This window comes from Mycobacterium sp. 1164985.4, from assembly GCF_001668575.1.
In the GTDB taxonomy this organism is placed as follows: Bacteria; Actinomycetota; Actinomycetes; order Mycobacteriales; family Mycobacteriaceae; genus Mycobacterium.
Genome location: NZ_LZMD01000061.1, coordinates 1 through 24,866, shown reverse-complemented (window position 1 = coordinate 24,866; position 24,866 = coordinate 1). Strand labels below are relative to the sequence as shown.

The window sequence follows — 24,866 nt, the reverse complement described above, 5'->3', positions numbered from 1 at the left end:
CGCGAATCGAAGGGGCTCGTTGTTTCGGCTGGATCAAGATCGGGTAGCTCACCGCCGTGAGGGCACTGTGGGAGTACATCACCGCCCACCAAGCGCAGCTGGCGTTCGACTCCTATCAACACGTCAGTGCCGTCGTCCAGAGCGTGCTCATCGCGACGATCGTCGGGGTGGTGATCGGGGTGCTGACCTACCGCAACCCGACGGCCGCCAACCTCGCGACCGCGACATCCAGCGTGATCCTGACGGTCCCCGCGTTCGCTCTGCTCGGTTTGCTGATCCCATTGTTCGGGCTCGGGGTGGTGCCCAGTGTTGCTGCGCTGGTGCTGTACTCGCTGTTGCCGATCGTGCGCAACACGATCGTCGGGCTCAACGGGGTCGACCCCGCGCTCACCGACGCTGCGCGGGGGATCGGCATGAGCCGGCTCGACACCTTGGCCCGCGTCGAACTGCGTCTGGTGTGGCCGTCGATCCTGTCCGCCATGCGGATCAGCACGCAGATGTCTATGGGCGTGCTGGCGATCGCCGCCTACGTCAAGGGGCCCGGACTGGGCAACCTGATCTTCACCGGGCTGGCGCGCGTGGGCAGTCCGACGGCCGTCCCGATGGCCCTCGCCGGGACGCTGCTGATCGTCGTCCTCGCGCTCGCACTCGATGCGGTGCTCGTCGTGATCGGCCGCCTCACCACGTCGAAAGGTATTCGATGACAGGGAATTCGATGACAACCCAAATCGCGCCGGAGGACACCAGCCCGAACGGCAGCACGGGGGTCCGCATCGTGCTGGACCACGTCTCGAAGGTCTATCCCGGCTCCGACCGCCCCGCGGTGGACGACGTCTCGCTGGAGATCCCCGCCGGTGAGATCGTTGTGTTCGTCGGCCCGTCCGGCTGCGGGAAGACCACGATGATGCGGATGATCAACCGGCTGTCCGAACCGACGTCGGGCACGATCATGATCGGCGACAACGACGCGCTGTTCATCCGGCCGACCGAGCTTCGCCGCTCGATCGGCTACTCGATCCAGCAGGCGGGGCTGTTCCCGCACATGACGATCCGGCAGAACATCGGCCTGGTGCCGGGGTTGCTGCGCTGGGACCGCAAGCGCATCGCCGAGCGCGTCGACGAACTGCTCGACATGGTCGGCCTGGAACCGGGTCAGTACGCCGAGCGGTATCCGCGCCAGCTGTCCGGCGGTCAGCAGCAGCGCGTGGGCGTCGCGCGGGCGCTGGCCGCCGACCCTCCGGTCCTGTTGATGGACGAACCGTTCGGCGCCGTGGACCCGATCACTCGCAGCACGCTGCAGGACGAGCTGCTGCGGTTGCAGGGCGAACTGCGCAAGACCATCGTGTTCGTCACCCACGACTTCGGCGAAGCCGTCAAGCTCGGCGACCGGATCACGGTGCTGGGCAACCAGTCCAAGGTCCTGCAGTACGACACACCGCAGAATATCCTGGCAAACCCCGCCGATGACACCGTCGCCGGTTTCGTCGGCTCCGGCGCTTCGTTGCGCCAGCTTGGCCTGATGCGCATCAAGGATGTGGAGCTGCGGCCGCATCCGGCTGTGCGCCAGAGCGATTCGATCGACGACGTCCGAAAGGCTTTGGCGGGAAGCGATTTCGACTGGGTAGTGGTGCTCGACGAACGGGAGCGGCCCGTGAGCTGGGTGCGGGAGAGCAAACTCGACCACGCGGCCGCGCTCGCCGACGCCGTCGAACCGCTCGACGTCGTCAGCACCCAGTCGACGCTCGAGGACGCCCTGGAAGCGATCCTCGCACAACAACATGCGTCGGCCGTCGTGGCCGGTCCCGGCAGCCGTTATGCCGGTGTTGTCACGCTCGACACGCTGATCGACACGATCACCTGGCTGCGGGCCTCGGCGGAGGCCGGCACGGACGGACAACCGTGACCGCGGTCGCGGACTCCACCCAGTCGGCGCGCGCCAACCCCGGCGAACGCAGGCGACTGCTCATCCAACCCATCGTGGTGCTGATCGTCGCTGCGACCGTGGTGTTCTGGGCGTTCAACCGCGACCTGACCGCGACCCAGCAGGAGAACATCAACCCCGGCAACATCGCCACGCTGATCTGGCAGCACCTGTTGATCACCATTGCGGTCACCGCGATCGTGCTGTTGATCGGGGTGCCGCTCGGCGTGCTGGTCACACGCCCCGGTGCGAAGATGTTGCGGCCTTTCTTCATGGGTGTCGCCAACATCGGCCAGGCGGCGCCCGCCATCGGCCTGCTGGTCCTGCTGTTCCTCTGGACCGGCAGGACCGGATTCTGGATCGGCGTCCTGCCGATCGCGCTGTACTCACTGCTGCCGGTGCTGGCCAGCACGATCCTCGGCATCAACCAGGTGGACCGGTCGCTGGTGGACGCCGGTCTGGGACAAGGGATGTCGCGGCGATCGGTGCTGACGCGGGTCGAGCTGCCGCTGGCAATCCCGTACATCCTGGCCGGCCTGCGCACATCGCTGGTGCTCGCGGTGGGGACGGCAACCCTGTCCTTCCTCGTCAACGCCGGCGGCCTCGGCATCCTCATCGACACCGGATACAAGTTGCAGGACAACGTGACCCTGATCCTGGGCAGCGTGCTCGCGGTGTGCCTAGCCCTGCTGGTCGACTGGCTCGGCGGGCTTGCCGAGTTCTACCTCAACCCCAAGGGTCTGCGATGATTCGCCGCACCATCGCCCTGCTGGCCTGCACACTGCTCGCCGGGTGCGGGCTCGGAGCGGGAAGCACCGTGCCGCTCAAGGTCGGGCCGGCCTCGATTCAACCCAATCCCGCACTCGAGGGCGTTCCGATCACGGTGGGCTCCAAGGAGTACACCGAACAGGTGATCCTCGGGTACATCCTCGAGTACACCTTGGCTGCGGCCGGAGCCGACGTCCGCGACCTCACCGGCATCGTGGGCTCGCGCAGCACCCGCGAGGCGCAGTTGTCGGGTCAGGTCGACGTCGCCTACGAGTTCACCGGCAACGCGTGGATCAACTATCTGGGCCACGAGAAGCCGATCCCCGACAGCCGCAAGCAGTTCGACGCCGTCCGCGAGGAGGATCTCGCCCGCCACGACATGGTGTGGTTACCGCCGGGGCCGATGGACGACACCTACGCGCTGGCGGCCAGCCGGGGCGTCGTCGAGCGGACCAATGTGCGCACGCTGTCGGAGTACGCCGAGCTGGTCAAGCGCAATCCGGCCGCGGCACGCACGTGCGTCGACACCGAATTCCGGGCCCGCCAGGACGGTTATCCCGGGATGGCGGCGGCCTACGGATTCGACCCCGCGCGGGCGCAGACGCCGGTGCTCCAGGTCGGCATCATCTACCAGGCCACCGCCGACGGGACGCAGTGCGACTTCGGTGAGGTGTTCACCACCGACGGCCGCATCGCTGCGCTGGACCTCGTCGTGCTCAGCGACGACAAGCAGTTCTTCGCCCACTACAACCCGTCGGTGACGATGAAACGCGCCTTCTACGAGGCGCATCCGCAGATCGCCGACGTCACGGCACCGGTCACGGCGGCGCTGACCAACGAGGCCATCATGGACATGAACAAGCAGGTCGACGTGGAGGGCCGCGACCCGAGCCTGGTCGCGCGTGACTGGATGGTGGCGCAGGGCTTCATCACCGCGCAGTAATCGCGATTTTCGTCGATATCGTCTCTTTTCCGCGCGTACCCTTCCGATAGCCGAAGGGGGTCGCGATGTCAGAGAAACGTGCGGTGAAGGTCGCGATCGTCGGCGCCGGTATGTCGGGCATCTGCATGGCGGCCAAGTTGCAGGACGCCGGCATCGAAACCTTCACGATCTTCGAACAAGCCGACGAGGTCGGTGGCACCTGGCGCGACAACACCTATCCCGGGCTGCACTGCGACGTGCCGTCGCGGTTCTACTCGTATACCTTCCGATTGAACCCCGAGTGGTCCCGACTGTTACCGCCGGGCAACGAGGTTCAGTCGTACTTCAAGCAGGTGGCGACCGAGCGCGGCATCCGCAGCCACATCAAGTTCGGCACACCCGTGACCAGCGCGGAGTTCCGCGACGGCAAGTGGTGGATCGGCACCGCCGACGGCTCCGAACCCTTCGACGTCCTGATCACCGCGACCGGCATTCTGCGGGTACCGCGCTATCCCGACATCCCTGGACTGGACACGTTCGCAGGCCCGATGTTCCACTCGTCTCGCTGGGATCACTCGGTGGCGTTGCAGGACAAGCGGATCGGTCTGATCGGGACTGGATCGACAGGTGTCCAGATCACCGCCGAACTCGCCGGAAAAGTGCGGGGGCTCAAGATCTTTCAACGCACCGCGCAGTGGGTGTTCCCGTTCCCGAACCCGCGGTACTCACCGATCACGAAGGCAGCGCTGCGGCGGGCCCCGGCGCTGAGCCGGCTGGGCTACCGCTTCTGGCAGGCCGTGTACGAGAACTTCTTCGCCAAGGCGATGGTTCATCCGGGACTCCGTCGCCGGCTGGTGTCGGCGATGTGCCGGTGGAACCTCAACCTCTCCGTGCGCGACCCGCAACTGCGCCGCAAACTGACACCCGACTACCAGGCGATGTGCAAGCGCATCGTCGCCGCCGGACACTACTACCAGTCCGTGCAGAAGCCCGGCGTCGAAGTCGTCGTCGATCCGATCGATCACGTCGAGCCCCGGGGCGTCGTCACCGCGGACGGCACCCTGCACGAGCTCGATCTCCTGATCAGCGCCACCGGCTTCGACGCGCACGCCTATACGCGCCCGATGGAGATCATCGGGCACAACGGCGTCTCGTTGGACGATGCGTGGACAGACGGCCCGCAGGCCTACCGATCGGTCGCGGTGCCGGGCTTCCCGAACATGTTCATGCTGATGGGGCCGCACTCTCCGATCGGTCAGCAGTCGCTCGTGATCATCGCCGAGAACCAGGCCGATTACGCGATGTGGTGGATCGAGCGCATCCGGGACGGTCGCATCGAGACCGCGGCACCGACGGAGATCGCCACCAAGCATTACAACGAACAGATGAAATCGGCTATGCCACATACGGTTTGGACGACCGGCTGCAACAGCTGGTATCTCGACAAGCACGGGATGCCCGAACTGTTCCCGTGGGAGCCCGTCCGTCATCGCCGGCTGTTGGCGTCGCCGGAGCCATCCGATTTCGATGTACAAACGGCTCAAACGTGATGGTCGTCACACTAGAGCCTCTAGTGATCCGTGCCACACAACTCGATCTCAAACCGTCGCTGACGTCGTATGTTCCCGATTACTGCACGTGTGTGCAGTAAGCGTCAGGAAGGAACGACGATGTTCGAACTCATCGTGTTCGGTGCTCTTTTGGTCGTGCTGATCGCCGCCCTCGGGTTGCCGTATCCGCAGAGCACCTACGGCCGCTGGAACCGCCACTAGCCGCTTCGGTATCTGCCGCACGCTGGCGGAGGGAAATAGGGCGTGGGGTAGGAATGGGGGGTGGTTCAGCCGTCTCGCGACCCCGCCGTCTTGCTCCTGTCCACCTCGGACACCGATCTGATCACGGCCCGGTCCAGCGGCGCCAACTACCGGTGGGCGAACCCGTCGCGGCTGGTCGACGGCGAACTCGGCGAACTGCTGCGTGATGCCGACGTCGTGGTGGTGCGCATCCTCGGCAGCTACCGCGCCTGGCAGGACGGCATCGACGAAGTCGTGGCCAGCGGAGTGCCCGCGGTCGTCGTCAGCGGCGAGCAGTCGCCGGACGCGGAGTTGATGCGGCACTCGACCACACCCGCGGGGGTGGCGCTGCAGGCGCACGTCTATCTGGCTCAGGGCGGCGTCTCGAACCTGCGCCAGTTGCACGCGTTCCTGTGCGACACGGTGTTGATGACCGGCTTCGGGTTCTCGCCGCCCGAGAGCACGCCGCTGTGGGGCGTGGTGCCCCGCGGCAACGGCGGTGACGGCCCGACCGTCGCGGTGCTCTACTACCGCGCCCAGCACCTCGCGGGTAACACCGCCTACGTCGAGGCGCTGTGCGATGCGATCGAAAACGCCGGGGGTCGTGCATTGCCGGTTTTCTGCGCGTCGCTGCGCACCGCCGATGCGGAGCTTCTCGAACTGCTCGGAACGGCCGACGCGCTGATCACGACCGTGCTCGCGGCCGGTGGGTCCACCCCGTCAACCGTGTCGGCCGGCGGCTCGGATGACAGCTGGAACGTCGCGCACCTTGCGGCACTGGACATTCCGATCCTCCAGGGGTTGTGCCTGACAAGCCCGCGGTCGCAGTGGCAGAACAACGACGACGGCCTTTCACCGCTCGACGTCGCGACACAGGTGGCCGTGCCGGAGTTCGACGGCCGCATCATCACCGTGCCGTTCTCGTTCAAGGAGATCGACGACGAGGGACTGACCTCGTACGTGCCCGATCCCGAACGCTGCGCACGGGTCGCCGGGCTGGCCGTGCGGCACGCCCGACTGCGGTCGATTCCGGTGCAGGACAAGCGGATCGCGGTGGTGTTCTCCGCCTATCCAACCAAACACGCGCGCATCGGCAACGCCGTCGGCCTCGACACCCCCGCCAGCACCGTCGCCCTGCTGCGCGCGATGCGCGAACACGGTTACCGCATCGATGACGTCCCCGGCCTCGACGCCGGCGACGGCGACGCGCTCATCCACGCCCTGATCGAACGCGGCGGCCAGGACCCCGATTGGCTGACCGAAAGACAGGTCGAAGGCAACCCGATCCGGGTGTCGGCCAAGGATTATCGCGATTGGTTCGCCACGCTGCCTGCCGAGCTCACCGACGCGATCGTCGAGCACTGGGGTCCGCCGCCGGGGGAGATGTTCGTCGACCGCAGCGCCGACCCCGACGGCGAGATCGTCATCGCCGCGCTGCAGGCGGGCAACGTCGTGCTGATCGTGCAGCCGCCGCGCGGATTCGGCGAGAATCCCGTCGCCATCTACCACGACCCGGACCTTCCGCCCAGCCACCACTACCTGGCCGCCTACCGGTGGATCGAGTCGGTGTTCGGCGCTGACGCCGTCGTACATCTGGGCAAACACGGCAATCTCGAATGGCTGCCGGGCAAGACCCTCGGCATGTCGGCGGCCTGCGGATCGGACGCCGCGCTGGGCAACCTGCCGCTGATCTACCCATTCCTGGTCAACGACCCCGGCGAGGGCACTCAGGCCAAGCGTCGCGCCCACGCCACCCTCGTCGACCACCTCATCCCGCCCATGGCACGCGCCGAAAGCTACGGCGACATCGCCCGTTTGGAGCAGTTGCTCGACGAGCACGCGAACGTATCGGCGCTCGACCCCGGCAAGCTGCCCGCGATTCGACAGCAGATCTGGACGCTGATGCGCGCCGCGAAGATGGACCACGACCTCGGTCTAAAGGAGCGCCCCGAGGAGGACTCGTTCGACGACATGCTCCTGCACGTCGACGGCTGGCTCTGCGAGATCAAGGACGTACAGATCCGCGACGGCCTGCACATCCTCGGCGAAACACCCAGCGGCGAGGATGAACTCGACCTGGTGCTGGCGATCCTGCGGGCCCGGCAGTTGTTCGGCGGTGAACAGACGGTGCCGGGCCTGCGCCAGGCGCTCGGCCTGGCCGAGGACGGCAACGACGAGCGCGCCGCAGTCGACGTCGCCGAGGAGCAAGCCCGTAATCTGGTTGCCGCGCTGCAGGAGTCGGGATGGAACCCTGATGTCGTCGAGACGCTGACTGACAATGCCGACGTCGCCGCGGTGCTGCGGTTCGCCGCCGCCGAAGTGGTGCCGCGGCTCGCGGGCACGGCGCGGGAGATTCCGCAGATTCTGCGGGCGCTGGATGGGCGCTTCATCCCGGCCGGGCCGTCGGGGTCGCCGCTGCGCGGGCTGGTCAACGTGCTGCCGACCGGACGCAACTTTTACTCCGTCGATCCGAAGGCGGTGCCGTCGCGACTGGCGTGGGAAACCGGTGTGGCGATGGCGGATTCGCTGCTGGCCCGTTACCGCGACGACTACGGCGAATGGCCGCGGTCGGTCGGTCTGTCGGTATGGGGCACCTCGGCCATGCGGACCGCCGGTGACGACATCGCCGAAGTGCTGGCCCTGCTGGGAGTTCGCCCGGTATGGGACGAGGCGTCGCGGCGGGTCGTCGACCTCGCACCGATCGCGCTCGCCGACCTGGGCAGGCCCCGCATCGACGTCACTGTGCGCATCTCGGGATTCTTCCGAGACGCGTTCCCCCACGTCGTCACGATGCTCGACGATGCCGTGGCGTTGGTCGCCGGGCTCGACGAACCGGCCGAGAACAACTATGTCCGTGCCCACGCACAAGCCGACATCGCCGAACACGGCGACGAGCGTCGCTCAACCACAAGGATTTTCGGATCGAAACCGGGAACATACGGCGCCGGGCTGCTGCAGCTGATCGACAGCCGCAACTGGCGCGACGACGCAGACCTCGCCGAGGTGTACACGGCGTGGGGCGGCTTCGCCTACGGCCGCGGTCTGGACGGCGCGCCGGCCGCCGACGACATGAGCAGGCAGTACCGTCGAATCGCGGTTGCCGCGAAGAACACCGACACCCGCGAACACGACATCGCCGACTCCGATGACTACTTTCAGTACCACGGCGGCATGATCGCCACCGTGCGGGCGTTGACTGGTAAGCATCCGGCCGCTTATATCGGCGACAACACCCGCCCCGACGCCGTGCGCACCCGCACACTCTCCGAGGAGACCACCCGGGTGTTCCGCGCCCGCGTGGTCAACCCGCGGTGGATCAACGCGATGCGCAGGCACGGCTACAAGGGTGCGTTCGAAATGGCCGCCACGGTCGACTACCTGTTCGGCTACGACGCGACCGCGGGCGTGATGGCCGACTGGATGTACGAGCGGCTGTCGCAGGAGTACGTGCTCGACGACGAGAACCGCAAGTTCATGGCCGAGTCCAATCCATGGGCCCTGCACGGTATGGCAGAACGACTTCTTGAGGCCGCCGATCGCGGCATGTGGGCCGCACCCGAACGGGCTACGCTCGACGGACTGCGCAACGTGCTCCTGGAGACCGAAGGCGACCTCGAGGGCTGACCTGCGCGCGGTGGTGACCGAGGCACAGGCAGAGTCGAGGTGAGCGCAGTATCTTCGGGAAGATGTCTGCCACCTTTGCCGATGTCGCGAAGTCCGAGTACATCCTGCTGACCACGTTCACCAAGGACGGCAGGGCGAAGCCCACGCCGATCTGGGCGGTGCCCGAGGGTGACGGCCTGATCGCCATCACGCAGGAACAGTCGTGGAAGGTCAAGCGGATCCGCAACACGCCGCGGGTGACCATTGCGCCGTGCGATATGCGCGGTAATCCGAAGGGCGAGGCGGTCGAGGCGGTCGCTTCGATCCTCGACAAATCGGCCAACGGCGCGACCTACGCCGCGATCGGCAAGCGCTACGGGTTGCTCGGCAAGACGTTCAACGTTTTCTCCAAGCTGCGCGGGGGAATGAGCAAGAACGTGACCATCGAGATCAAGCCGGGGTGATCATGGCCGACACGTTCGACGACGTCGCGCATTCGAAGTACATGCTGCTGACGACCTTCACCAAGGACGGCAGACCCAAGCCCACCCCGATCTGGGGTGCCCCAGAGGGGGACAAGCTGCTCGTCATCACCGACGACGGGTCGTGGAAAACCAAGCGCATCAACAACACCCCACGGGTGACCATCCAGAAGTCGTCGGCCCTGGGCAAGCCCAGGGGCGAACCCGTCGAAGCGGTCGCCCGGGTGCTGCCCAAGGACGACACCCGCCGCGTGTTCGACAAGGTCACCCGCCGCTACTGGTATCACGCGTGGTGGTGGATCCCGCAGGCGCTCATCCGCGGCGGCATCGACAAGGTGCACATCGGTATCGAGATCAAGGCGGCGGCGTAGCCGGCAGGTGGTCGCCGAAGAACGCGAACACCCGCGCCCAGGCGTCGTCGGCGGCCGCCTGGTTGTAACCGAACCCGGTGATCCGTAGCAACGGTTGCCCCGGAAGCTTGTTGGCGAAGCTGTGGCCGGCGTCCGGATACACCTTGATGTCCGACGAAATTCCCTTGTCCGCGAGCACTTTCCGTAACCGGTCGGCGGCCCCGATGCCGATCGGGTCACGGCGGCCGAAGCTGGCGACGACCGGGCACGCGCCGGTCAGTGTCTGGTCGAGTTGGCGGGGCAACGGAGTGCCGTAGAACGGCGCCGACGCGCCGAACCCCTGCGGCGACATCACCAACGCGAACTGCCCACCCATGCAGAACCCGGCGATGCCGACCGCGCCCGTGCACTCCGGCAGGGCCAGGACATGGTCGCGGGCGGCCAGGATGTCGTCGAGCGCGCGACCCCGCTTGCTGAGCAGTTCGCGAAACACACGAGTGATGCAGCGGGCGCGCCCACCCCGGGAGTACAGATTCGGCGTGATCGCGATGTAGCCGGCGTCGGCGATGCGCGCCGCGATCGCCGCGTTGTCCGGTCCGTACCCGATCGCGTCGTGCACGACCACGATCGCCGGCCACGGCCCCTCGCCGTCCGGCGTCGAGAGCAACGCGTCGATCGGACCGTCCGGCGTATCGATCTTGATCGTGCCCACACCGTCAATCTACGGAACCCGACGGGGCGCCCGGACGTTAACCGCGTATGGCGATGCGGCTGTTTGTCCTCTATGTGCTGATCGAGACAGCGGTCGTGGTGGCCCTGGTGTCGACGATCGGCATCGGCTGGACGCTACTGCTGCTGCTCGCGACGTTCATATTGGGGTTCGCGCTTGCCGGATCGCAGCTGCGGCGCCATATCGGCCGGCTGCGTTCGGGTCTGACCCCGGCGACCCTGCACGGTACGGCCGCCGACAGCATCCTGGTCGCGCTCGGCGTCGTGCTGGTCGTGATCCCGGGGCTGGCCAGCTCGGTGATGGGCGCGCTGCTCCTTCTGCCCCCGACGCGGGCGGCGGCCCGCCCGGTGCTGACCGCGCTGGCCGCACGCCGGATGCCGCTGATCACCGCCGGGGTCGCGGGCTGGGGAGCGGCCGCGAGGCGGGAGGACTACATCGACGGTGAGGTCGTCGACGTGGTCGACGTCGAACCGCCCGCCGTTGAGCGCGCGCCGCGTCCCGCCGACGACCTGTGAGAATCTCCCGTAGGTGACGACCCTTCTGCTCAACGGGCGGGTGCACAGCCCCGCCATGCCCGACGCCACCGCGCTCGCGGTGCGCGACGGCGTGATCGCCTGGCTGGGCAGCGACGACGTCGGCCGCGGCCAATATCCCGACGCGCAGGTCATCGACCTCGACGGCGCCTTCGTCGCACCCGCCTTCGTCGACAGCCACATCCACCTCACCGCCACCGGGCTGGCGCTCTCGGGCCTCGATCTCCGGTCGGCACGATCCAGGCAGCACTGCCTGCAACTGCTCGACGACTACGCCCGCAGCCATCCCGACGGCCCGATCTGGGCCCACGGCTGGGACGAGTCGAACTGGCCCGAATGCGCCCCGCCCAGCACCGATGACGTCGACGCCGTCGTCGGCGACCGGCCCGCCTATCTCGCGCGGGTGGACGTGCACTCGGCCGTCGCGTCGAGCGCTCTGCGCGCACTTCGGCCCGGACTGGTCGATGCCGCCGGATACGACCCGCAGCGGCCGCTGACGGCCGACGCGCACCACGTGGTCCGTGCCGAGGCGCGCACCCGGCTGACCCCGCAGCAGCGCGACCGCGCGCGCACAGCCGCGCTGAACGCGGCGGCGGCGTCCGGCATCGCCGCCGTGCACGAGTGCGCGGGCCCGCAGATCGGCGGCCTCGACGACTGGGACGAGATCCGCGCCATCGACCACGGCGTCGAGATCATCGGCTACTGGGGCGAACCGGTGACCACGGCCGATCAAGCGCACGCGCTGATCGAGCGCACCGGCGCACGGGGCCTGGCCGGCGACCTGTTCGTCGACGGAGCGCTCGGCTCGCGCACCGCCTGGCTGCACGAGCCCTACGCCGACGCGCCCGGCTGTGTCGGCAACACCTATCTCGACCGCGACGCTATCGCGGCGCACCTGCAGGCCTGTACGCAAGCCGGCATCCCCGCCGGCTTCCATGTGATCGGCGACGCGGCCGTCACCGCCGTCGTCGACGCGCTCGAGACCGTCGTCGCATCGGCCGGAGCCCCCGCCGTCGCCCGGTGCGGGCACCGGCTCGAACATCTGGAGATGGTCACCGAGGAACAGGCACACAAGCTCGGCGCCTGGGGCGTGCTCGCCAGCATGCAACCGAACTTCGACGCCCTGTGGGGCGGCGAAACCGGCATGTACGCCCAGCGTCTCGGGCGCGAGCGAGCCAGATCGTTGAACCCGTTCGCGCTGTTAGCATCCCAAGGCGTGCCCCTCGCATTCGGCTCGGACAGCCCTGTCACCGGAATGGACCCGTGGGCGACGGTGCGCGCGGCGACGCGGCATCAGACCCCGGGCAGCGCGCTCTCGGCCCGTGCGGCGTTCGCGGCACTGACCCGCGGTGCATGGCGGGCCGCAGGCGTGCGGGACGGGGTGGCCGGCATGTTGATTCCCGGCGCTCCGGCCTCGTACGCGGTCTGGGAGGCCGACGAACTCGAGGTGAGCGCCCCGGCCGACGCGGTACAGCGGTGGTCGACCGACCGGCGCTCGCGGGTGCCGGCGCTGCCGCGACTGGACGGCCCGTCACCCCGCTGCCGTCAGACGGTTCACCGGGGTGTCGTTACCCATGGCTGAAACTGCCTCCAGGACAAGGCGGTTCGGGCTTGCCCTGATCAACCGACTGCCGCAGCTGGCCGTCGTGATCGTGGCCGGGGCGCTGCTGTGCCTGAGCTTCCCGCCGTTCGGTTGGTGGTATCTGAGCTTCGCCGCGTTCGCACTACTGGCCTGGGTACTGACCCGCGAGACCACCACCGTGCGGGGCGGATTCGGCTACGGCTTCCTGTTCGGAGCCGCGTTCTACCTGCCGTTGCTGCCGTGGGTCGGTGCGTTCGTCGGCCCGTTCCCGTGGATCGGCTTGGCGCTCGCCGAGGCGCTTTTCCCGGCGCTGTTCGGCGCGGCCGCGGTGGCGGTTCGGAAGCTGCCGGGCTGGCCGCTGTGGTTCGCGGGGCTGTGGTCGGCGCAGGAGTGGCTCAAGTCGACGGTGCCGTTCGGTGGCTTCCCGTGGGGCGTGGTCGCTTACGGCCAGACCGAGAGCCCGCTTCGGTCGATCGCCCAGCTGGGCGGTGCGCCGCTGCTGAGTTTCGCCACCGTACTCGTCGGGTTCAGCGTCGCGGCAATCGTTTTCGAGATCGTCGAATGGTGGCGGCGCGACGCCGGACAGAACGCCGCACCGCCGGCGGTGGTGGTTCCCGGGGTGGCCATCAGCGCCGTCCTGCTCGTCACCGCGCTGACGTGGCCGCACGTCCGCCAGTCCGGCCTCGGCGCCGGCGACGAACACTCGGTCACCGTCGCCGTCGTCCAAGGCAACGTCCCGCGGCTCGGCCTGGACTTCAACGCGCAGCGGCGCGCAGTGCTCGACAACCACGTGCGCGAGACGCTGCAACTCGCGGAGGACGTACGAGCCGGGCGCGCACCCCGGCCGATGTTCGTCGTCTGGCCCGAGAACTCATCCGACATCGACCCGCTGGCCAATCCGGATGCCGACGAGCTGATTTCCTCGGCGGCGGCAGCCGTCGATGCGCCCATCCTTGTGGGCGCGGTGGTCGAGGCGCCCGGTGCCACGCCCGACGAGCCGGCCACAACGAACTCGGTGATCGTGTGGAATCCGCGCGGCGGGCCGGGCGAGCGACACGACAAGCAGATCGTCCAGCCGTTCGGGGAGTACCTGCCGTGGCGCGGATTCTTCCGGCACTTCTCCGACTACGCCGACCGCGCGGGGTACTTCGTGCCGGGCGACGGCACCGGGGTCGTGCATCCCGCCGGTGTGCCGGTGGGGGTGACCACCTGTTGGGAGGTGATCTTCGACCGCGCACCGCGTGAGTCGGTGCGCAACGGGGCGCAGTTGCTGGTGGTGCCGTCGAACAACGCGACGTTCACCGAGTCGATGAGCGAACAGCTGCTGGCCTTTGCGCGGCTGCGCGCGGTCGAACACGACCGGTACGTCGTCGTCGCCGGGACGACGGGAATCAGCGCCGTCATCTCGCCGGACGGCCGTGAGCTGTCTCGCACCGCGTTCTACGAACCCGCGTACCTCGACTCCGCGGTACGCCTGAAAACGCAGCTCACGGCCGCGACGCGGTGGGGTCCGCTGGTGGAGGGCCTGCTCGTCGCCCTCGGCGTAGGCGGGCTTATCGCCGCGATGCTGCACAATGAAAGCTTTGTGCGCCGCCGATTGACCGGCGGCACCAAAGATAGAGGAGCTACATGACGACGGGCCGGGTCCCGGGGGAGCGCCCCAGCCAGCGCACGCTGGTCATCATCCCCACGTACAACGAGCGGGAGAATCTCCCGCTGATCGTCGAGCGCGTCCAAAAGGCGCAGCCCGACGTGCACATCCTGGTCGTCGATGACGGCAGCCCCGACGGCACCGGCAAGCTCGCCGACGACCTGGCGCTCGCCGACCCGGACCGCATCCACGTCATGCACCGCACCGCCAAGGCCGGCCTCGGCGCGGCCTACCTGGCCGGATTCGCATGGGGGCTGGGCCGCGAGTATTCGGTGCTCGTCGAGATGGACGCCGACGGCAGCCACCCTCCCGAGCAGCTGTACCGCTTGCTCGACGCCATCGACGGCGGCGCCGACGTGGTGATCGGTTCGCGCTACGTGGCGGGCGGAGAGGTGCGTAACTGGCCGCGTCGCCGCCTGGTGCTCTCGCGCACCGCGAACGGCTACAGCCGCATCCTGCTCGGCGTCGACATTCACGACATCACCGCCGGTTATCGCGCGTACCGCCGAGAGGTGCTCGAGAAGATCGACCTTAGCGCGGTCGAATCGAAGGGCTACTGCTTCCAGATCGACCTGACCTGGCGGTCGATCAACAACGGGTTCGTCGTCGTTGAGGTGCCCATCACGTTCACCGAACGCGAGTTCGGTCAGTCCAAGATGAGCGGTTCCAACATCCGCGAGGCCCTGTTCAAGGTCGCGGGGTGGGGTCTGCGGGGTCGCATCGACCGCGCGCGGGGGGCCCGCGTCACGCCGTGATCAGCCGCGGCGACTGCGGTGAACGACGGGTCAGCCGCGGCGGCGGGCCTTGATGATGTCGAGGCGCTCCTTGAGCAGTTCCTCGAGCTCCTCGATCGAGCGGCGCTCGAGCAGCATGTCCCAGTGCGTCCGCGGCGGCTTGGTCTTCTTGGGCTCCGGCGCGTCACCCTCGATGAGGGTGCCTTCCATGCCGTTGCGACACAGCCAGGTGTGGGGGATCTCGGCGTCGTCGGCGAACGGGACGTCGAACTCCTCACCGTTGTCGGTGCGGTACCGCGCGACCTGACGCGGCGCCAAGTCGTGGTTGCGGTCGGTCTCGTAGCTCACGGCTCCGAGGCGACTTCCCCTCAAGACACGATCAGCCATCGTCAAACAACTCCTCGATCAGCGCGTAATTGTCCGGATCATCAACGCAGCAATACGCTGTGAAGTTCCCGACTCGACCCTCCATGATACCGGGGAACGGGTGGCGCTCGGTTTACAGTCACGTCTGTGGCACGTCGGTTACGTCCCCAGTCCTGCCGCTGGTGCGGTCGCGAGGTCGGCGACGCCGGTCTGGGCCGGCGGCGCCAGTACTGCAGGCAGTCCTGCCGCCAGCGCGCGTATGAACAGCGAAGCCTGATCAAGGGCACCTCGCTGGCCCCCGACGCGGTGGTCCTGTCCCCGGAGGAGGCCGCCGAACTCTCCGACCGCGTCTACCAGGTCCGATGCGCGGCCGAAGACGTCGCCCTGGCCGTCGAGGAAGGCGCGGACACCGGTGAACTGCGCGAGCTGTGCGACGCCCTGATGCAGGCGGCCAAGGCCGCCGACGGGTGGCGGTGACGGCCGGCATTTTCCGATAAATCGATGCGCGGTTGAACCGCCACGGGGTTGGCTCGTCGTCCTCACGACCAGCAAGATCCCCCGATGGACCACCATGACCGTGCTCCTGATGTGATTGACCCGCATCCCGTTCGTCGCGGTCGGCGCGATGCTCGCGCTCGCCACCCTGTCCGCCTGCTCGGGCGGGTCGTCTCCGGAGTCGACCCGGACGCGTCGTCCGCGTCCGCTCGGCCGTTTCCGCAGTCGGCCCGATTCGTCGCCTAGCCTGCAACGGCACCGAGGCCGACGGCGACGTCACGATCAACGGCAGGGATGTCACGCCGACGTCGGTGACCGGTTCGTTTTCGCTTGAACTGACAACCCGATCACCCGTCGGGGGCGGTCTTTCCTTCAGCCAGAATCAAAACCTTCAGCTCTCGCGAGGCCGTGCGTAGCGTCAAATCACCGTGACCGCCCCCGCAGATCTCGCTGCACCCAACGCGCCCATGACCGCCGGGCCTGCCGCGAATCAGGCTCGGCGGCAACGTAAGTGGGCCGCGATTCGGTTGGCGTCGCCGGTTCTGTTGCTTCTGCTGTGGCAGCTGCTCAGCGCTGTCGGCCTGATCCCGCAAGACGTGCTGCCCGCGCCGTCGCTGATCCTCGAGGCCGGGGTGGAGCTGATGCGCAACGGCCAACTCGCCGACGCGCTGCACGTTTCCGGCATCCGGGTGGTCGAGGGCCTGGTGCTCGGCGGGTTGCTCGGCGTCGCGCTCGGCACGGCCGTCGGGTTGTCGCGGTGGGTCGAGGCCGGCATCGATCCACCCATGCAGATGATCAGGGCGCTCCCTCACCTCGGTCTGATTCCGCTGTTCATTCTGTGGTTCGGCATCGGCGAACTGCCCAAGGTGTTGCTCGTGGCGTTGGGTGTGAGCTTTCCGCTGTACTTGAACACGTTCTCGGCCATCCGCCAGGTGGATCCGAAATTGTTCGAAACCGCTCAGGTGCTGGGGTTCTCGTTCTGGCAACGGTTCTGGCGCATCATCGTGCCCAGTGCGGCGCCGCAGGTGCTCGTCGGCTTCCGGCAGTCGTTGGCGATCGCGTGGCTGACGCTGATCGTCGCCGAACAGATCAACGCCGACAGCGGGATCGGCTTCCTGATCAACAACGCCCGCGACTTCCTGCGGATCGACATCATCATCTTCGGCCTGATCGTGTACGCGTTGCTCGGCATCGGCACCGACGCAATCGTCCGGGTTCTCGAACGACGCGCATTGAGGTACCGCTCATGACACTCGCCACCGCCCGGAAAGTGCGCACCGCCGCCGAACTAGGCCACGTCGACAAGTGGTACGGCGACCACCATGTGCTCATCGACGTGTCGCTGACGGTCGGTCGCGGCGAAATCGTCGCGTTGATCGGCCGCAGCGGCTCCGGGAAGTCGACCGTACTGCGTGTGCTCGCCGGTCTGTCGACCGAACACACCGGAGAGCGGATCGTGTCGGGCGCGCCGGCGCTGGCCTTCCAGGAGCCGCGGCTGTTCCCGTGGCGCGATGTGCGCACCAACGTGGCGTACGGGCTCACCCGCAGCGGGCTGCGTAAGGACCAGGCACGCGCCCGGGCCGAGCAGGCGCTGGCCGATGTCGGGCTCGCCGACCGCGCCGACGCGTGGCCGCTGACGCTGTCCGGCGGTCAGGCGCAGCGGGTTTCGCTCGCTCGAGCGTTGGTCGCCGAACCGGAGCTCCTCCTGCTCGACGAGCCGTTTGGCGCCTTGGACGCGTTGACCCGGCTGAGCATGCGCGAGCTGTTACTCGACCTCTGGCGTGAGCACGGGTTCGGCGTCCTGCTCGTCACGCACGACGTGGATGAGGCCGTCGCTCTGGCGGACCGGGTCCTGGTGCTCGACGACGGCCGTGTCACCCACACGCTGGAGATCGCCGACCCGCGCAGCACGATCGGCGCGGATGCCTACCGCGCCGAACTGCTCGAACAGCTCGGCGTGCAGAGCTGAAAACCATTGCTAGCAAGGGGGATAACCATGCCCAGAATCGTCGTCGTTCTTGCGCTGATCGGCCTGCTGCTGACCGGCTGCGTGTCGCGTCAGGACAGTTCGGGGGCCCAGGAGGCGCCGGCTACCGTGCCGCTGTCGGACCTCGCCGGGGTGACGCTCAACGTCGGCGACCAGAAGGGCGGCACCGAGGCGCTGCTGAGGGCGTCGGGTGCGCTCGACGATCTGCCCTACGAGATCAACTTCTCGACGTTCACCTCGGGCCCGCCCCAGATCGAGGCCGCCACCGCAGGCAAGATCGACTTCGCGATCACCGGTAACACGCCACCGATCTTCGGCGCCGCATCCAACGCGAAGGTGAAGGTGGTATCGGCCTACGACGGCGGCGGGCACGGAGATCAGCTCCTGGTGCATGCCGACGCGCCTATTCAGCGCGTCGCAGATCTGCGGGGCAGGAGCATCGCGGTCGCCAAAGGCAGCTCGGCGCACGGGCATACGCTGGTCCAGCTTGACCGCGCGGGGCTGAACGTATCCGACGTGAAGCTCGTGTTCCTGCAACCCGCCGATGCGCTGTCGGCCTTCACGCAGCGCCGCGTCGACGTGTGGGCCATCTGGGACCCCTACACCGCGCAGGCCGAGACCGATCTCGCGGTGCGCAGCATCGCCACCGCAACCGGCATCACCAACGGCGCCGGCTTCGGCGTCGCCTCCGACGCCGCGTTGGCCGACCCGAAACGCAACACTGCGCTGGGTGATTTGCTGCAGCGCTACGCCAAGGCCGTGCGGTGGGCCAACGACAACCGCCAGCAGTGGGCCGAACGTTACGGCGAGGAAGTGGGCCTGCCCCCCGTGGTCGCCTCCCTGGCGCAGGGCCGCAGCCTGCGGTTGCCGACCGATCTGTCGGAAACGTTGATCGCATCGGAGCAGGAGATGGCCGACCTGTTCGCCGAGTCCCAACAGATCGCGGCCGCACCGGATTTCGAACGCTGGGTCGACCGACGGTATACCGACGCGCTCAAGCCGCTGTACCTGGATCGCGATTAGGAGCAACATGTCCTCGGCGAAGTTCTTCTGGTTTCTGCCCACCGCGGGAGACGGCCGATCCATCGTCGGTTCGTCGCATGCGTCGTCGCAGAAGACGGTGCCCGCCAATTACCGTCCACCGACGCGGCGCTACCTCGCCGAGGTGGCCCGCGCCGCCGACCGCCTGGGCTACGAGGGTGTGCTGACGCCGACCGGAACCTGGTGCGAGGACGCCTGGTTGACCGCATCCGCCGTGCTCGCAGAGACCGAGCGATTGAAGTTCCTCGTCGCGTTCCGGCCGGGTCTGACGCCGCCCACACTGGCCGCGCAGCAGGCCGCCACGCTGCAGCGGTTCTCAGACGGCCGCGTTCTGCTCAACATCGTCAGCGGCGGCGACGACGTCGAACAGCGCCGGTTCGGCGACTGGCTCGACCACGACCAGCGCTATGCGCGGACGGGGGAGTTCCTCCACATCGTGAACTCCGTCTGGCGCCAGGAATCGCTGGACTTCGAGGGCGACCACTACAAGGTCGCCGACGCGCGGGTGTCGGCTCCGCCGGATCCGTTGCCGCAGATCTACTTCGGCGGGTCCTCGCCCGCTGCGCTGCCGATCGCCGCGCAGTACGTCGACGTGTACCTGACGTGGGGTGAACCCCCGCAGGACGCGGCGGCCAAGATCGCGCGCGTCCGTGAGCTCGCCGAAGAGCGGGGACGCGCCGTGCGGTTCGGGATCCGGTTGCACACCATCAGCCGCGACACGTCAGAGGCCGCGTGGGCGGTCGCGAACGCGATGATCGCGGAGTTGAGCCCCGCGCAGATCGCGAAAGCCACTGCACTGCACTCGAAGTCGCAGTCCGAAGGACAGCGGCGGATGACCGCTCTGCACGGCGGCCGGACAGATCGACTAGAGATCTACCCAAACCTGTGGGCCGGTGTCGGGCTCGTGCGCGGTGGCGCGGGCACCGCGCTGGTCGGCAGTCATGAAGAAGTCGCCAACCTGATCTACGAGTACTACTCGCTTGGTTTCGACGAGTTCATCCTGTCGGGCTACCCGCACCTGGAAGAGGCGTACTGGTTCGCCGAAGGTGTGCTGCCGCTGCTCAAACGCAAAGGCGTCGCCTAGTTCGCGGCGAAGGTCAGCAGCTGAACTTCTCGCCGGTCTGCGGGGGCGCGGTGGCCGGCTGCAGACATCCGAACGGTTCGATGCCGGCGTCGCTGAACCGGACCGCGGACCGGTATGCATAGTTGACGCAGAACAGTCCGACGGTGTCGGTGCGACAGCGGTAGTCGCCGAAGGACAGCACCTGCCCGTACGGGAGCTCGGGTCCCTCCCCGGCGGTGAACCGGCCGGGGTCGCCGTGCACTGAGCCGACGGTCACGCTGGTGCCGTCGTAGTCGACCCAGCCGCCCTTCCACTCGCCGTAGGCGTCGTCCGGCCGGGGCGGCGGGTTGACCAGGTCCACCAGGCAGGCCAGCGCCCCGTCGGCGTACTGGCTGTCGGTCATGCAGCTGGTCTTGCCCGACGGCGTGGTGAATGCGACGTCTTCGCCGAGGTCCGTCGTCTGCCCGTCGCGCGAGGCCGCGTGATACTGGGCGGCGTCGGCGGGTTCGCCGGCCTCTACCCAGGCCACGACGTCCCCGATCGGGGCGCCCGGGGCCGGCGGGGCGGCCGGCTTGGGTTTCGTCGTGGACGTCGTCGGCGAACTCGCCGATGGGGACGGCGGAATCGGTTCGATCCGTTCAGCCTGTCCGCCCGTCGTCGTCGAACACCCCGCAACCAGCACAGACGCGATCAGCACAGCCATTCGCATAGGGGCCAGGCTAGCGGGCCGACACGCAATCCCTGGCCAGGCGCGGCGGTAGTCCATTGCTAACGTCGGGTGATGCACGAACACACCGTCCGCGCGACCATCGCCTCGGGCACGATCGAGGGCTTCACCCGCGACGGCGTGCACCGCTGGCGTGGAATTCCCTATGCGCGCCCGCCGGTGGGCCCGCTGCGGCTGCGCGCGCCACAGCCGGTTCAGCCGTGGCGCGGCGTCCGGTACTGCCACGGATACGGCAACTGTGCGCCTCAGCAACGCATGTACACGATGCTGGCGCCGGGCAAGTACCAACCGATGAGCGAGGACTGTCTGACGCTCAACGTCGTGACCCCGAAGAAGCGGTTCGATTCCGCACTGCCGGTCATGGTCTTCATCCACGGCGGCGGCTACTTCATGGGGACCTCGGCCACGCCGATCTACGACGGCGCGGCACTGGCCCGCAAGGGGTGTGTGTACGTCTCGGTCAACTACCGCCTCGGCGCGCTCGGCTGTCTCGACCTGTCGTCGTTGTCCAACGGGACCTTCACCATCGACGACAATCTCTACCTGCGCGATCTGGTCATGGCGCTGCGCTGGGTGCGCGACAACATCGCGGTGTTCGGCGGCGACCCCGACAACGTGACGATTTTCGGTGAGAGCGCGGGTGCGCACGCCGTGGCCACGCTGCTGGCGGTGCCCGCCGCCAAAGGCCTGTTCGCCAAGGCGATTTCGGAGAGTCCCGCGGCCGGCATGGTGCGCACGCCGGAGGTGGCCGAGCAGTACGCGACGAGGTTCGCCGAGATGCTGGGCGCGGGGGTGGGCGACGGCGCCGACGCGGTGATGGCGGCTCGGCCGGCCGAACTGGTAACCGCGTTCGAACGGCTCATCAAGCAGGGGCAGCGCGAGATGCTCGGTGCCTTTGCGGCCGGGCCGACGAGCGGAACCGATTACCTGCCACTGGATCCGGTGGAGGCGATGCGCAGCGGAAAGGCGCACCGGCTGCCGCTCATCGTCGGGACGAACGCCGAGGAGGCCAACCTCTTCGGCCGTTTCCTCAAGCTGCTGCCGATGAACGAGCCGATGATCGAACGACTGCTCGCCGAAGCGGAACCCGAGGAGCGGCAGCGCATCACCGCGGCCTACCCGGGTTATCCGGACCAGAAGGCATGCGTGCAGTTCGGCGGGGATTTCGCGTTCGGCTCGGCCGCCTGGCAGATCGCCGAGGCGCACAGCCGCCACGCGCCGACGCACCTGTACCGCTACGACTACGCGCCGCGGTCGTTGCGATGGTCGGGGCTCGGCGCCACGCACGCCACGGAACTGCTGGCGGTCTTCGACGTGTACCGCAGCCGGTTCGGGCGTCTGCTCACCGCGGTCGGTGACCGCCGGACCGCCCTGCGCGTCAGCGATGACATCCAGCGCCGCTGGCGCGAATTCGCCCGCACCGGCGTCCCCGGCGACGACTGGCCCGCCTACACCAGCGCCGACCGTGCCGTGCGAGTCTTCGATCACCGCCCGCGGATCGAGTTCGACCCGCACGCCGCCCGCAGGGAGGCGTGGGAGAGCTTCTCGCTGGTCTCGCGATAACGGTGGCGCCGCCACCCGAACAGGTCACATGGAGGTGACGAGTGCCCATCATCAACGTCGTGGAGCGCCCCGCAGAACTGAGCGCCGAGTGGCTGACGTCAACGGTCGGCGCACTGGTGGCGGACTTCTCGTACGAGCGCATCGGCACGGGGCAGATGAGCGAGTGCTACCGCGTCGCGCTGACATACGCGGCTGAGGGCTCAGGTCCCGCGACGGTTGTGCTCAAGGTGGCCGCCAGCGATCCGGTGAGCAGGCAGACCGGGCTGGCGCTGGGCCTCTACGAGCGCGAGGTGCGGTTCTACACCGACATCGCGCCGCGGATCGGGGGACCGGTGGCGCCGTGCTTCTCCTCGGGGCTCAACCCCGAGACCGGTGCCTTCCATCTTCTGCTCGGCGACGCCGGACCCGCGATCGTCGGCGACGAAATCCGCGGCGCCTCAGCCGAACAGGCCATGCTGGCACTGTCCGAGCTGGGCCGGCTGCACGGACCGCTGCTCGGCGATCCCGCGGCCGCCAGCGTCGAGTGGCTCAACCGTGAGGCGCCGGTCAACCAGGCGTTGATCGCAGGGCTGTATGCGGGGTTCGCCGAACGCTATGCCGACAGGATCGCGCCTGCGCACCGTGAGGTGTGCGAGCGGCTGATCGACGCATTCGACGCCTACATCGCCGCCGAGTCCGCACCCGGCCGGGTCAAGGGGCTCGTGCACGGCGACTACCGCCTCGACAACATGCTGTTCGGGCAGCCCGGCGCGGACCGTCCGCTGACGGTGGTCGATTGGCAGACCGTCACCTGGGGACCGGCGATGACCGACGTCGCGTACTTTCTCGGCTGTGCGCTGCCCGTCGAGGTACGTCGCGAGCACTACGACGCGCTGTTGTCTGCCTACCACTCGGCGCTCGGTCCCGACGCCCCGATCACCATCGACGATGTCCGAGACGGGGTGCGCAGGCAGACGTTCGGTGGGGTGATGATGGCGATCATCTCGTCGATGCTCGTGGAGCGCACCGAGCGCGGCGACGAGATGTTCATGACGATGCTGCACCGCCACTGCGAGCATGTGCTCGACGTCGATGCGCTGGCCACCCTGCCGGAACCCGTTACACCCGAACCCCTTACGCCGACTGCCGACGACGAAGGCGAACACCCGCCCGGTGACGAACCGCTGTGGAACGAGAGCTGGTACTACGACTTCGTCGACCTCGAGCAGGAGATCGGCGGATGGGTGCGTCTCGGGCTGTACCCGAACCTGGACAAATCGTGGATCAACGGCCTGGTGTGCGGGCCGGGCATCCCGACCTACGCACTGCTCGACTTCGAAGGCACCGGCGACATCGATCTGATCCTCACGGCCACCGAACCGCTCAAGACCTATCGCGTCACGATGCGGGGCCGCGGTGAGGCCTACGACGATCCGGCGGCGCTGCTGCGCAACGAATCCGGGCGGCCCGTCGACGTGTCGATGGAACTCGAGTACACGACCGCGGGCGCGCCGTATCTGTACCGGATCACGCCGCGTTACGAGATCCCGTGCACAGTGTCGGGCACTGTGTCCGTCGACGGCCGCGAGTTCACGTTCACCGACGTCCCGGGCCAGCGTGACCACTCCTGGGGTGTACGCGACTGGTGGGCGATGGACTGGGTGTGGAGCGCGTTGCACCTCGACGACGGCACCCGCCTGCACGGCGTCGACATCCGCATTCCGGGCGCCCCGCCGCTCGGCATCGGTTATGTGCAATCGGCGGGTCAACCGCTGATCGAACTGCAGGCCGTCACCGCGCGAGAGACGTTCGCCGACAACGCGTTACCCGTCGAGACGACACTGACGCTCACGCCTGGCGACGTGACCGTCACCGCGGAGGTGCGTGGCCACGCGCCTGTGCTGCTGGTGTCGCCCGACGGCCGTATCAGTCACTTTCCCCGCGCCTGGGCGACGGTCACGACGGCCGACGGCCGCAGGGGCGTGGGCTGGCTGGAGTGGAATCGCAACCAGGACTGACGGCCCCGCGCACCTGTGCTGTGCCCCTCTGTTGCGCGAGCGTGCGTGTTTGCACACGACACGCCGCGCCATGACAGCATTTTGCGCACGCTCGCGGCACGCTGAGTGACGTGATGGTGCTCAAGTCGGTGATGTTGTTCGTCCTTGCCGCGGTGCTCGAGATCGGCGGCGCGTGGCTCGTGTGGCAGGGCGTGCGGGAGCACCGCGGGTGGTGGTGGATCGGTGCGGGCGTGATGGCCCTCGGCGCTTACGGCTTCGTCGCCGCGTTTCAGCCCGACGCCCACTTCGGCCGGGTGCTGGCGGCGTACGGCGGAGTCTTCATCGCCGGATCACTCGCCTGGGGCATGGTCGCCGACGGCTTTCGGCCCGATCGCTGGGATGTCACGGGCGCGCTGATCTGTCTGGCCGGCGTGGGGCTGATCATGTACGCGCCGCGCTGACGCACGTTCGCGGGCGCTCGACCGTGCGCGAAGTGCTGAATTTTCGCGGCGTGTCGTGTGCAAACACGCACGCTCGCGCAACAGAGGGTTACGTGAGATGGGCGCTGTCGTCGTCGAGATC

General features: G+C 68.0%; 23 protein-coding genes. 20 read left to right on the top strand and 3 right to left on the bottom strand.

The window, feature by feature from the left end; genetic code table 11:
• Positions 1–56: 56 nt before the first annotated feature.
• From A5650_RS11295 to A5650_RS11260, 8 genes are all read left to right on the top strand, one after another.
• Positions 57–704, top strand: coding sequence for an ABC transporter permease (locus tag A5650_RS11295; protein WP_067290695.1), 648 nt, complete (start codon positions 57–59; stop codon positions 702–704).
• A gap of 11 nt (positions 705–715) precedes the next feature.
• Complete coding sequence (locus tag A5650_RS11290; protein WP_067290692.1) at positions 716–1,903, top strand: ABC transporter ATP-binding protein; 1,188 nt, start codon at positions 716–718, stop codon at positions 1,901–1,903.
• Positions 1,900–2,670, top strand: a complete 771-nt coding sequence (locus A5650_RS11285) for an ABC transporter permease (protein ID WP_067290687.1) — start codon at positions 1,900–1,902, stop codon at positions 2,668–2,670. Before A5650_RS11290 ends, A5650_RS11285 begins: the two co-directional genes overlap by 4 nt.
• On the top strand, positions 2,667–3,632 hold the full coding sequence (locus A5650_RS11280; RefSeq protein WP_067290679.1) for a glycine betaine ABC transporter substrate-binding protein: 966 nt from the start codon (positions 2,667–2,669) through the stop codon (positions 3,630–3,632). The genes A5650_RS11285 and A5650_RS11280 overlap by 4 nt, the downstream gene beginning before the upstream one ends.
• 65 nt (positions 3,633–3,697) lie before the next feature.
• Positions 3,698–5,161, top strand: a complete 1,464-nt coding sequence (locus tag A5650_RS11275) for a flavin-containing monooxygenase (protein ID WP_067290678.1) — start codon at positions 3,698–3,700, stop codon at positions 5,159–5,161.
• A gap of 282 nt (positions 5,162–5,443) precedes the next feature.
• Positions 5,444–9,025 (top strand): cobaltochelatase subunit CobN, encoded by a 3,582-nt coding sequence (gene cobN, locus A5650_RS11270; protein WP_067290667.1) that lies wholly within the window; start codon positions 5,444–5,446, stop codon positions 9,023–9,025.
• 62 nt (positions 9,026–9,087) lie between these two features.
• On the top strand, positions 9,088–9,468 hold the full coding sequence (locus A5650_RS11265; RefSeq protein ID WP_067290665.1) for a PPOX class F420-dependent oxidoreductase: 381 nt from the start codon (positions 9,088–9,090) through the stop codon (positions 9,466–9,468).
• A gap of 2 nt (positions 9,469–9,470) precedes the next feature.
• Positions 9,471–9,857, top strand: coding sequence for a PPOX class F420-dependent oxidoreductase (locus A5650_RS11260; RefSeq protein WP_067290990.1), 387 nt, complete (start codon positions 9,471–9,473; stop codon positions 9,855–9,857).
• Here the strand turns inward: A5650_RS11260 and A5650_RS11255 are convergent.
• Positions 9,841–10,548, bottom strand: coding sequence for a dienelactone hydrolase family protein (locus A5650_RS11255; protein ID WP_067290663.1), 708 nt, complete (start codon positions 10,546–10,548; stop codon positions 9,841–9,843). The genes A5650_RS11260 and A5650_RS11255 overlap by 17 nt on opposite strands.
• A gap of 47 nt (positions 10,549–10,595) precedes the next feature.
• On the opposite strand from A5650_RS11255, the gene A5650_RS11250 reads away from it, so the two are divergent.
• Genes A5650_RS11250 through A5650_RS27675 form a run of 4 tightly spaced genes read left to right on the top strand, consistent with a single transcriptional unit; the run spans position 10,596 to position 15,087 of the window.
• Positions 10,596–11,081 (top strand): FxsA family protein, encoded by a 486-nt coding sequence (locus A5650_RS11250; protein ID WP_067290660.1) that lies wholly within the window; start codon positions 10,596–10,598, stop codon positions 11,079–11,081.
• 13 nt (positions 11,082–11,094) lie between these two features.
• Positions 11,095–12,681, top strand: a complete 1,587-nt coding sequence (locus tag A5650_RS11245) for an amidohydrolase (RefSeq protein WP_067290654.1) — start codon at positions 11,095–11,097, stop codon at positions 12,679–12,681.
• On the top strand, positions 12,674–14,314 hold the full coding sequence (gene lnt, locus A5650_RS11240; RefSeq protein ID WP_067290651.1) for an apolipoprotein N-acyltransferase: 1,641 nt from the start codon (positions 12,674–12,676) through the stop codon (positions 14,312–14,314). Before A5650_RS11245 ends, lnt begins: the two co-directional genes overlap by 8 nt.
• Complete coding sequence (locus tag A5650_RS27675; protein ID WP_067290648.1) at positions 14,311–15,087, top strand: polyprenol monophosphomannose synthase; 777 nt, start codon at positions 14,311–14,313, stop codon at positions 15,085–15,087. The genes lnt and A5650_RS27675 overlap by 4 nt, the downstream gene beginning before the upstream one ends.
• A gap of 30 nt (positions 15,088–15,117) precedes the next feature.
• Here A5650_RS27675 and A5650_RS11230 read toward each other — a convergent pair whose 3' ends face one another.
• Entirely contained in the window at positions 15,118–15,453 is a 336-nt protein-coding gene (locus tag A5650_RS11230; protein WP_064350208.1) for an RNA polymerase-binding protein RbpA, read from the bottom strand.
• A gap of 126 nt (positions 15,454–15,579) precedes the next feature.
• Here A5650_RS11230 and A5650_RS11225 point away from each other — a divergent pair, with 126 nt between their 5' ends.
• The 5 genes from A5650_RS11225 to A5650_RS11205 all read left to right on the top strand — a co-directional run bounded on the left by A5650_RS11225 (position 15,580) and on the right by A5650_RS11205 (position 20,039).
• The gene (locus tag A5650_RS11225; RefSeq protein WP_067085347.1) at positions 15,580–15,909 is read left to right on the top strand and encodes a hypothetical protein; all 330 of its coding nucleotides are present in this window, start codon (positions 15,580–15,582) and stop codon (positions 15,907–15,909) included.
• Between the two features lie 485 nt (positions 15,910–16,394).
• On the top strand, positions 16,395–17,177 hold the full coding sequence (locus A5650_RS11220; RefSeq protein WP_067290643.1) for an ABC transporter permease: 783 nt from the start codon (positions 16,395–16,397) through the stop codon (positions 17,175–17,177).
• Positions 17,174–17,896, top strand: a complete 723-nt coding sequence (locus A5650_RS11215) for an ABC transporter ATP-binding protein (RefSeq protein WP_067290640.1) — start codon at positions 17,174–17,176, stop codon at positions 17,894–17,896. The genes A5650_RS11220 and A5650_RS11215 overlap by 4 nt, the downstream gene beginning before the upstream one ends.
• Positions 17,897–17,923: 27 nt before the next feature.
• Positions 17,924–18,937: an ABC transporter substrate-binding protein gene (locus A5650_RS11210; RefSeq protein ID WP_067290638.1), complete on the top strand. Its 1,014-nt coding sequence runs from the start codon at positions 17,924–17,926 to the stop codon at positions 18,935–18,937.
• 7 nt (positions 18,938–18,944) lie between these two features.
• A complete protein-coding gene (locus A5650_RS11205; RefSeq protein WP_067290635.1) occupies positions 18,945–20,039 on the top strand; it encodes an LLM class flavin-dependent oxidoreductase in 1,095 nt (364 codons plus the stop codon).
• 13 nt (positions 20,040–20,052) lie between these two features.
• Here A5650_RS11205 and A5650_RS11200 read toward each other — a convergent pair whose 3' ends face one another.
• On the bottom strand, positions 20,053–20,727 hold the full coding sequence (locus tag A5650_RS11200; RefSeq protein WP_067290631.1) for a hypothetical protein: 675 nt from the start codon (positions 20,725–20,727) through the stop codon (positions 20,053–20,055).
• Between the two features lie 72 nt (positions 20,728–20,799).
• Here A5650_RS11200 and A5650_RS11195 point away from each other — a divergent pair, with 72 nt between their 5' ends.
• The 3 genes from A5650_RS11195 (at position 20,800) to A5650_RS11185 (ending at position 24,745) form a co-directional block, all read left to right on the top strand.
• Entirely contained in the window at positions 20,800–22,308 is a 1,509-nt protein-coding gene (locus A5650_RS11195) for a carboxylesterase/lipase family protein (protein ID WP_067290622.1), read from the top strand.
• 41 nt (positions 22,309–22,349) lie between these two features.
• On the top strand, positions 22,350–24,305 hold the full coding sequence (locus tag A5650_RS11190; protein WP_067290619.1) for a DUF7064 domain-containing protein: 1,956 nt from the start codon (positions 22,350–22,352) through the stop codon (positions 24,303–24,305).
• Between the two features lie 113 nt (positions 24,306–24,418).
• The gene (locus tag A5650_RS11185) at positions 24,419–24,745 is read left to right on the top strand and encodes a YnfA family protein (protein WP_067289202.1); all 327 of its coding nucleotides are present in this window, start codon (positions 24,419–24,421) and stop codon (positions 24,743–24,745) included.
• Positions 24,746–24,866 lie beyond the last annotated feature (121 nt).

Bases quoted from the DNA above. Each gene is read 5' to 3' on its own strand.
- A5650_RS11290 (WP_067290692.1), top strand. From the start codon at position 716: ATGACAACCCAAATCGCGCCGGAGGACACCAGCCCGAACGGCAGCACG.
- A5650_RS11280 (WP_067290679.1), top strand. From the start codon at position 2,667: ATGATTCGCCGCACCATCGCCCTGCTGGCCTGCACACTGCTCGCCGGG.
- A5650_RS11275 (WP_067290678.1), top strand. From the start codon at position 3,698: ATGTCAGAGAAACGTGCGGTGAAGGTCGCGATCGTCGGCGCCGGTATG.
- A5650_RS11265 (WP_067290665.1), top strand. From the start codon at position 9,088: ATGTCTGCCACCTTTGCCGATGTCGCGAAGTCCGAGTACATCCTGCTG.
- A5650_RS11260 (WP_067290990.1), top strand. From the start codon at position 9,471: ATGGCCGACACGTTCGACGACGTCGCGCATTCGAAGTACATGCTGCTG.
- A5650_RS11250 (WP_067290660.1), top strand. From the start codon at position 10,596: ATGGCGATGCGGCTGTTTGTCCTCTATGTGCTGATCGAGACAGCGGTC.
- lnt (WP_067290651.1), top strand. From the start codon at position 12,674: ATGGCTGAAACTGCCTCCAGGACAAGGCGGTTCGGGCTTGCCCTGATC.
- A5650_RS27675 (WP_067290648.1), top strand. From the start codon at position 14,311: ATGACGACGGGCCGGGTCCCGGGGGAGCGCCCCAGCCAGCGCACGCTG.
- A5650_RS11230 (WP_064350208.1), bottom strand. From the start codon at position 15,453: ATGGCTGATCGTGTCTTGAGGGGAAGTCGCCTCGGAGCCGTGAGCTAC.
- A5650_RS11220 (WP_067290643.1), top strand. From the start codon at position 16,395: ATGACCGCCGGGCCTGCCGCGAATCAGGCTCGGCGGCAACGTAAGTGG.
- A5650_RS11215 (WP_067290640.1), top strand. From the start codon at position 17,174: ATGACACTCGCCACCGCCCGGAAAGTGCGCACCGCCGCCGAACTAGGC.
- A5650_RS11210 (WP_067290638.1), top strand. From the start codon at position 17,924: ATGCCCAGAATCGTCGTCGTTCTTGCGCTGATCGGCCTGCTGCTGACC.
- A5650_RS11205 (WP_067290635.1), top strand. From the start codon at position 18,945: ATGTCCTCGGCGAAGTTCTTCTGGTTTCTGCCCACCGCGGGAGACGGC.
- A5650_RS11200 (WP_067290631.1), bottom strand. From the start codon at position 20,727: ATGCGAATGGCTGTGCTGATCGCGTCTGTGCTGGTTGCGGGGTGTTCG.
- A5650_RS11195 (WP_067290622.1), top strand. From the start codon at position 20,800: ATGCACGAACACACCGTCCGCGCGACCATCGCCTCGGGCACGATCGAG.
- A5650_RS11185 (WP_067289202.1), top strand. From the start codon at position 24,419: ATGGTGCTCAAGTCGGTGATGTTGTTCGTCCTTGCCGCGGTGCTCGAG.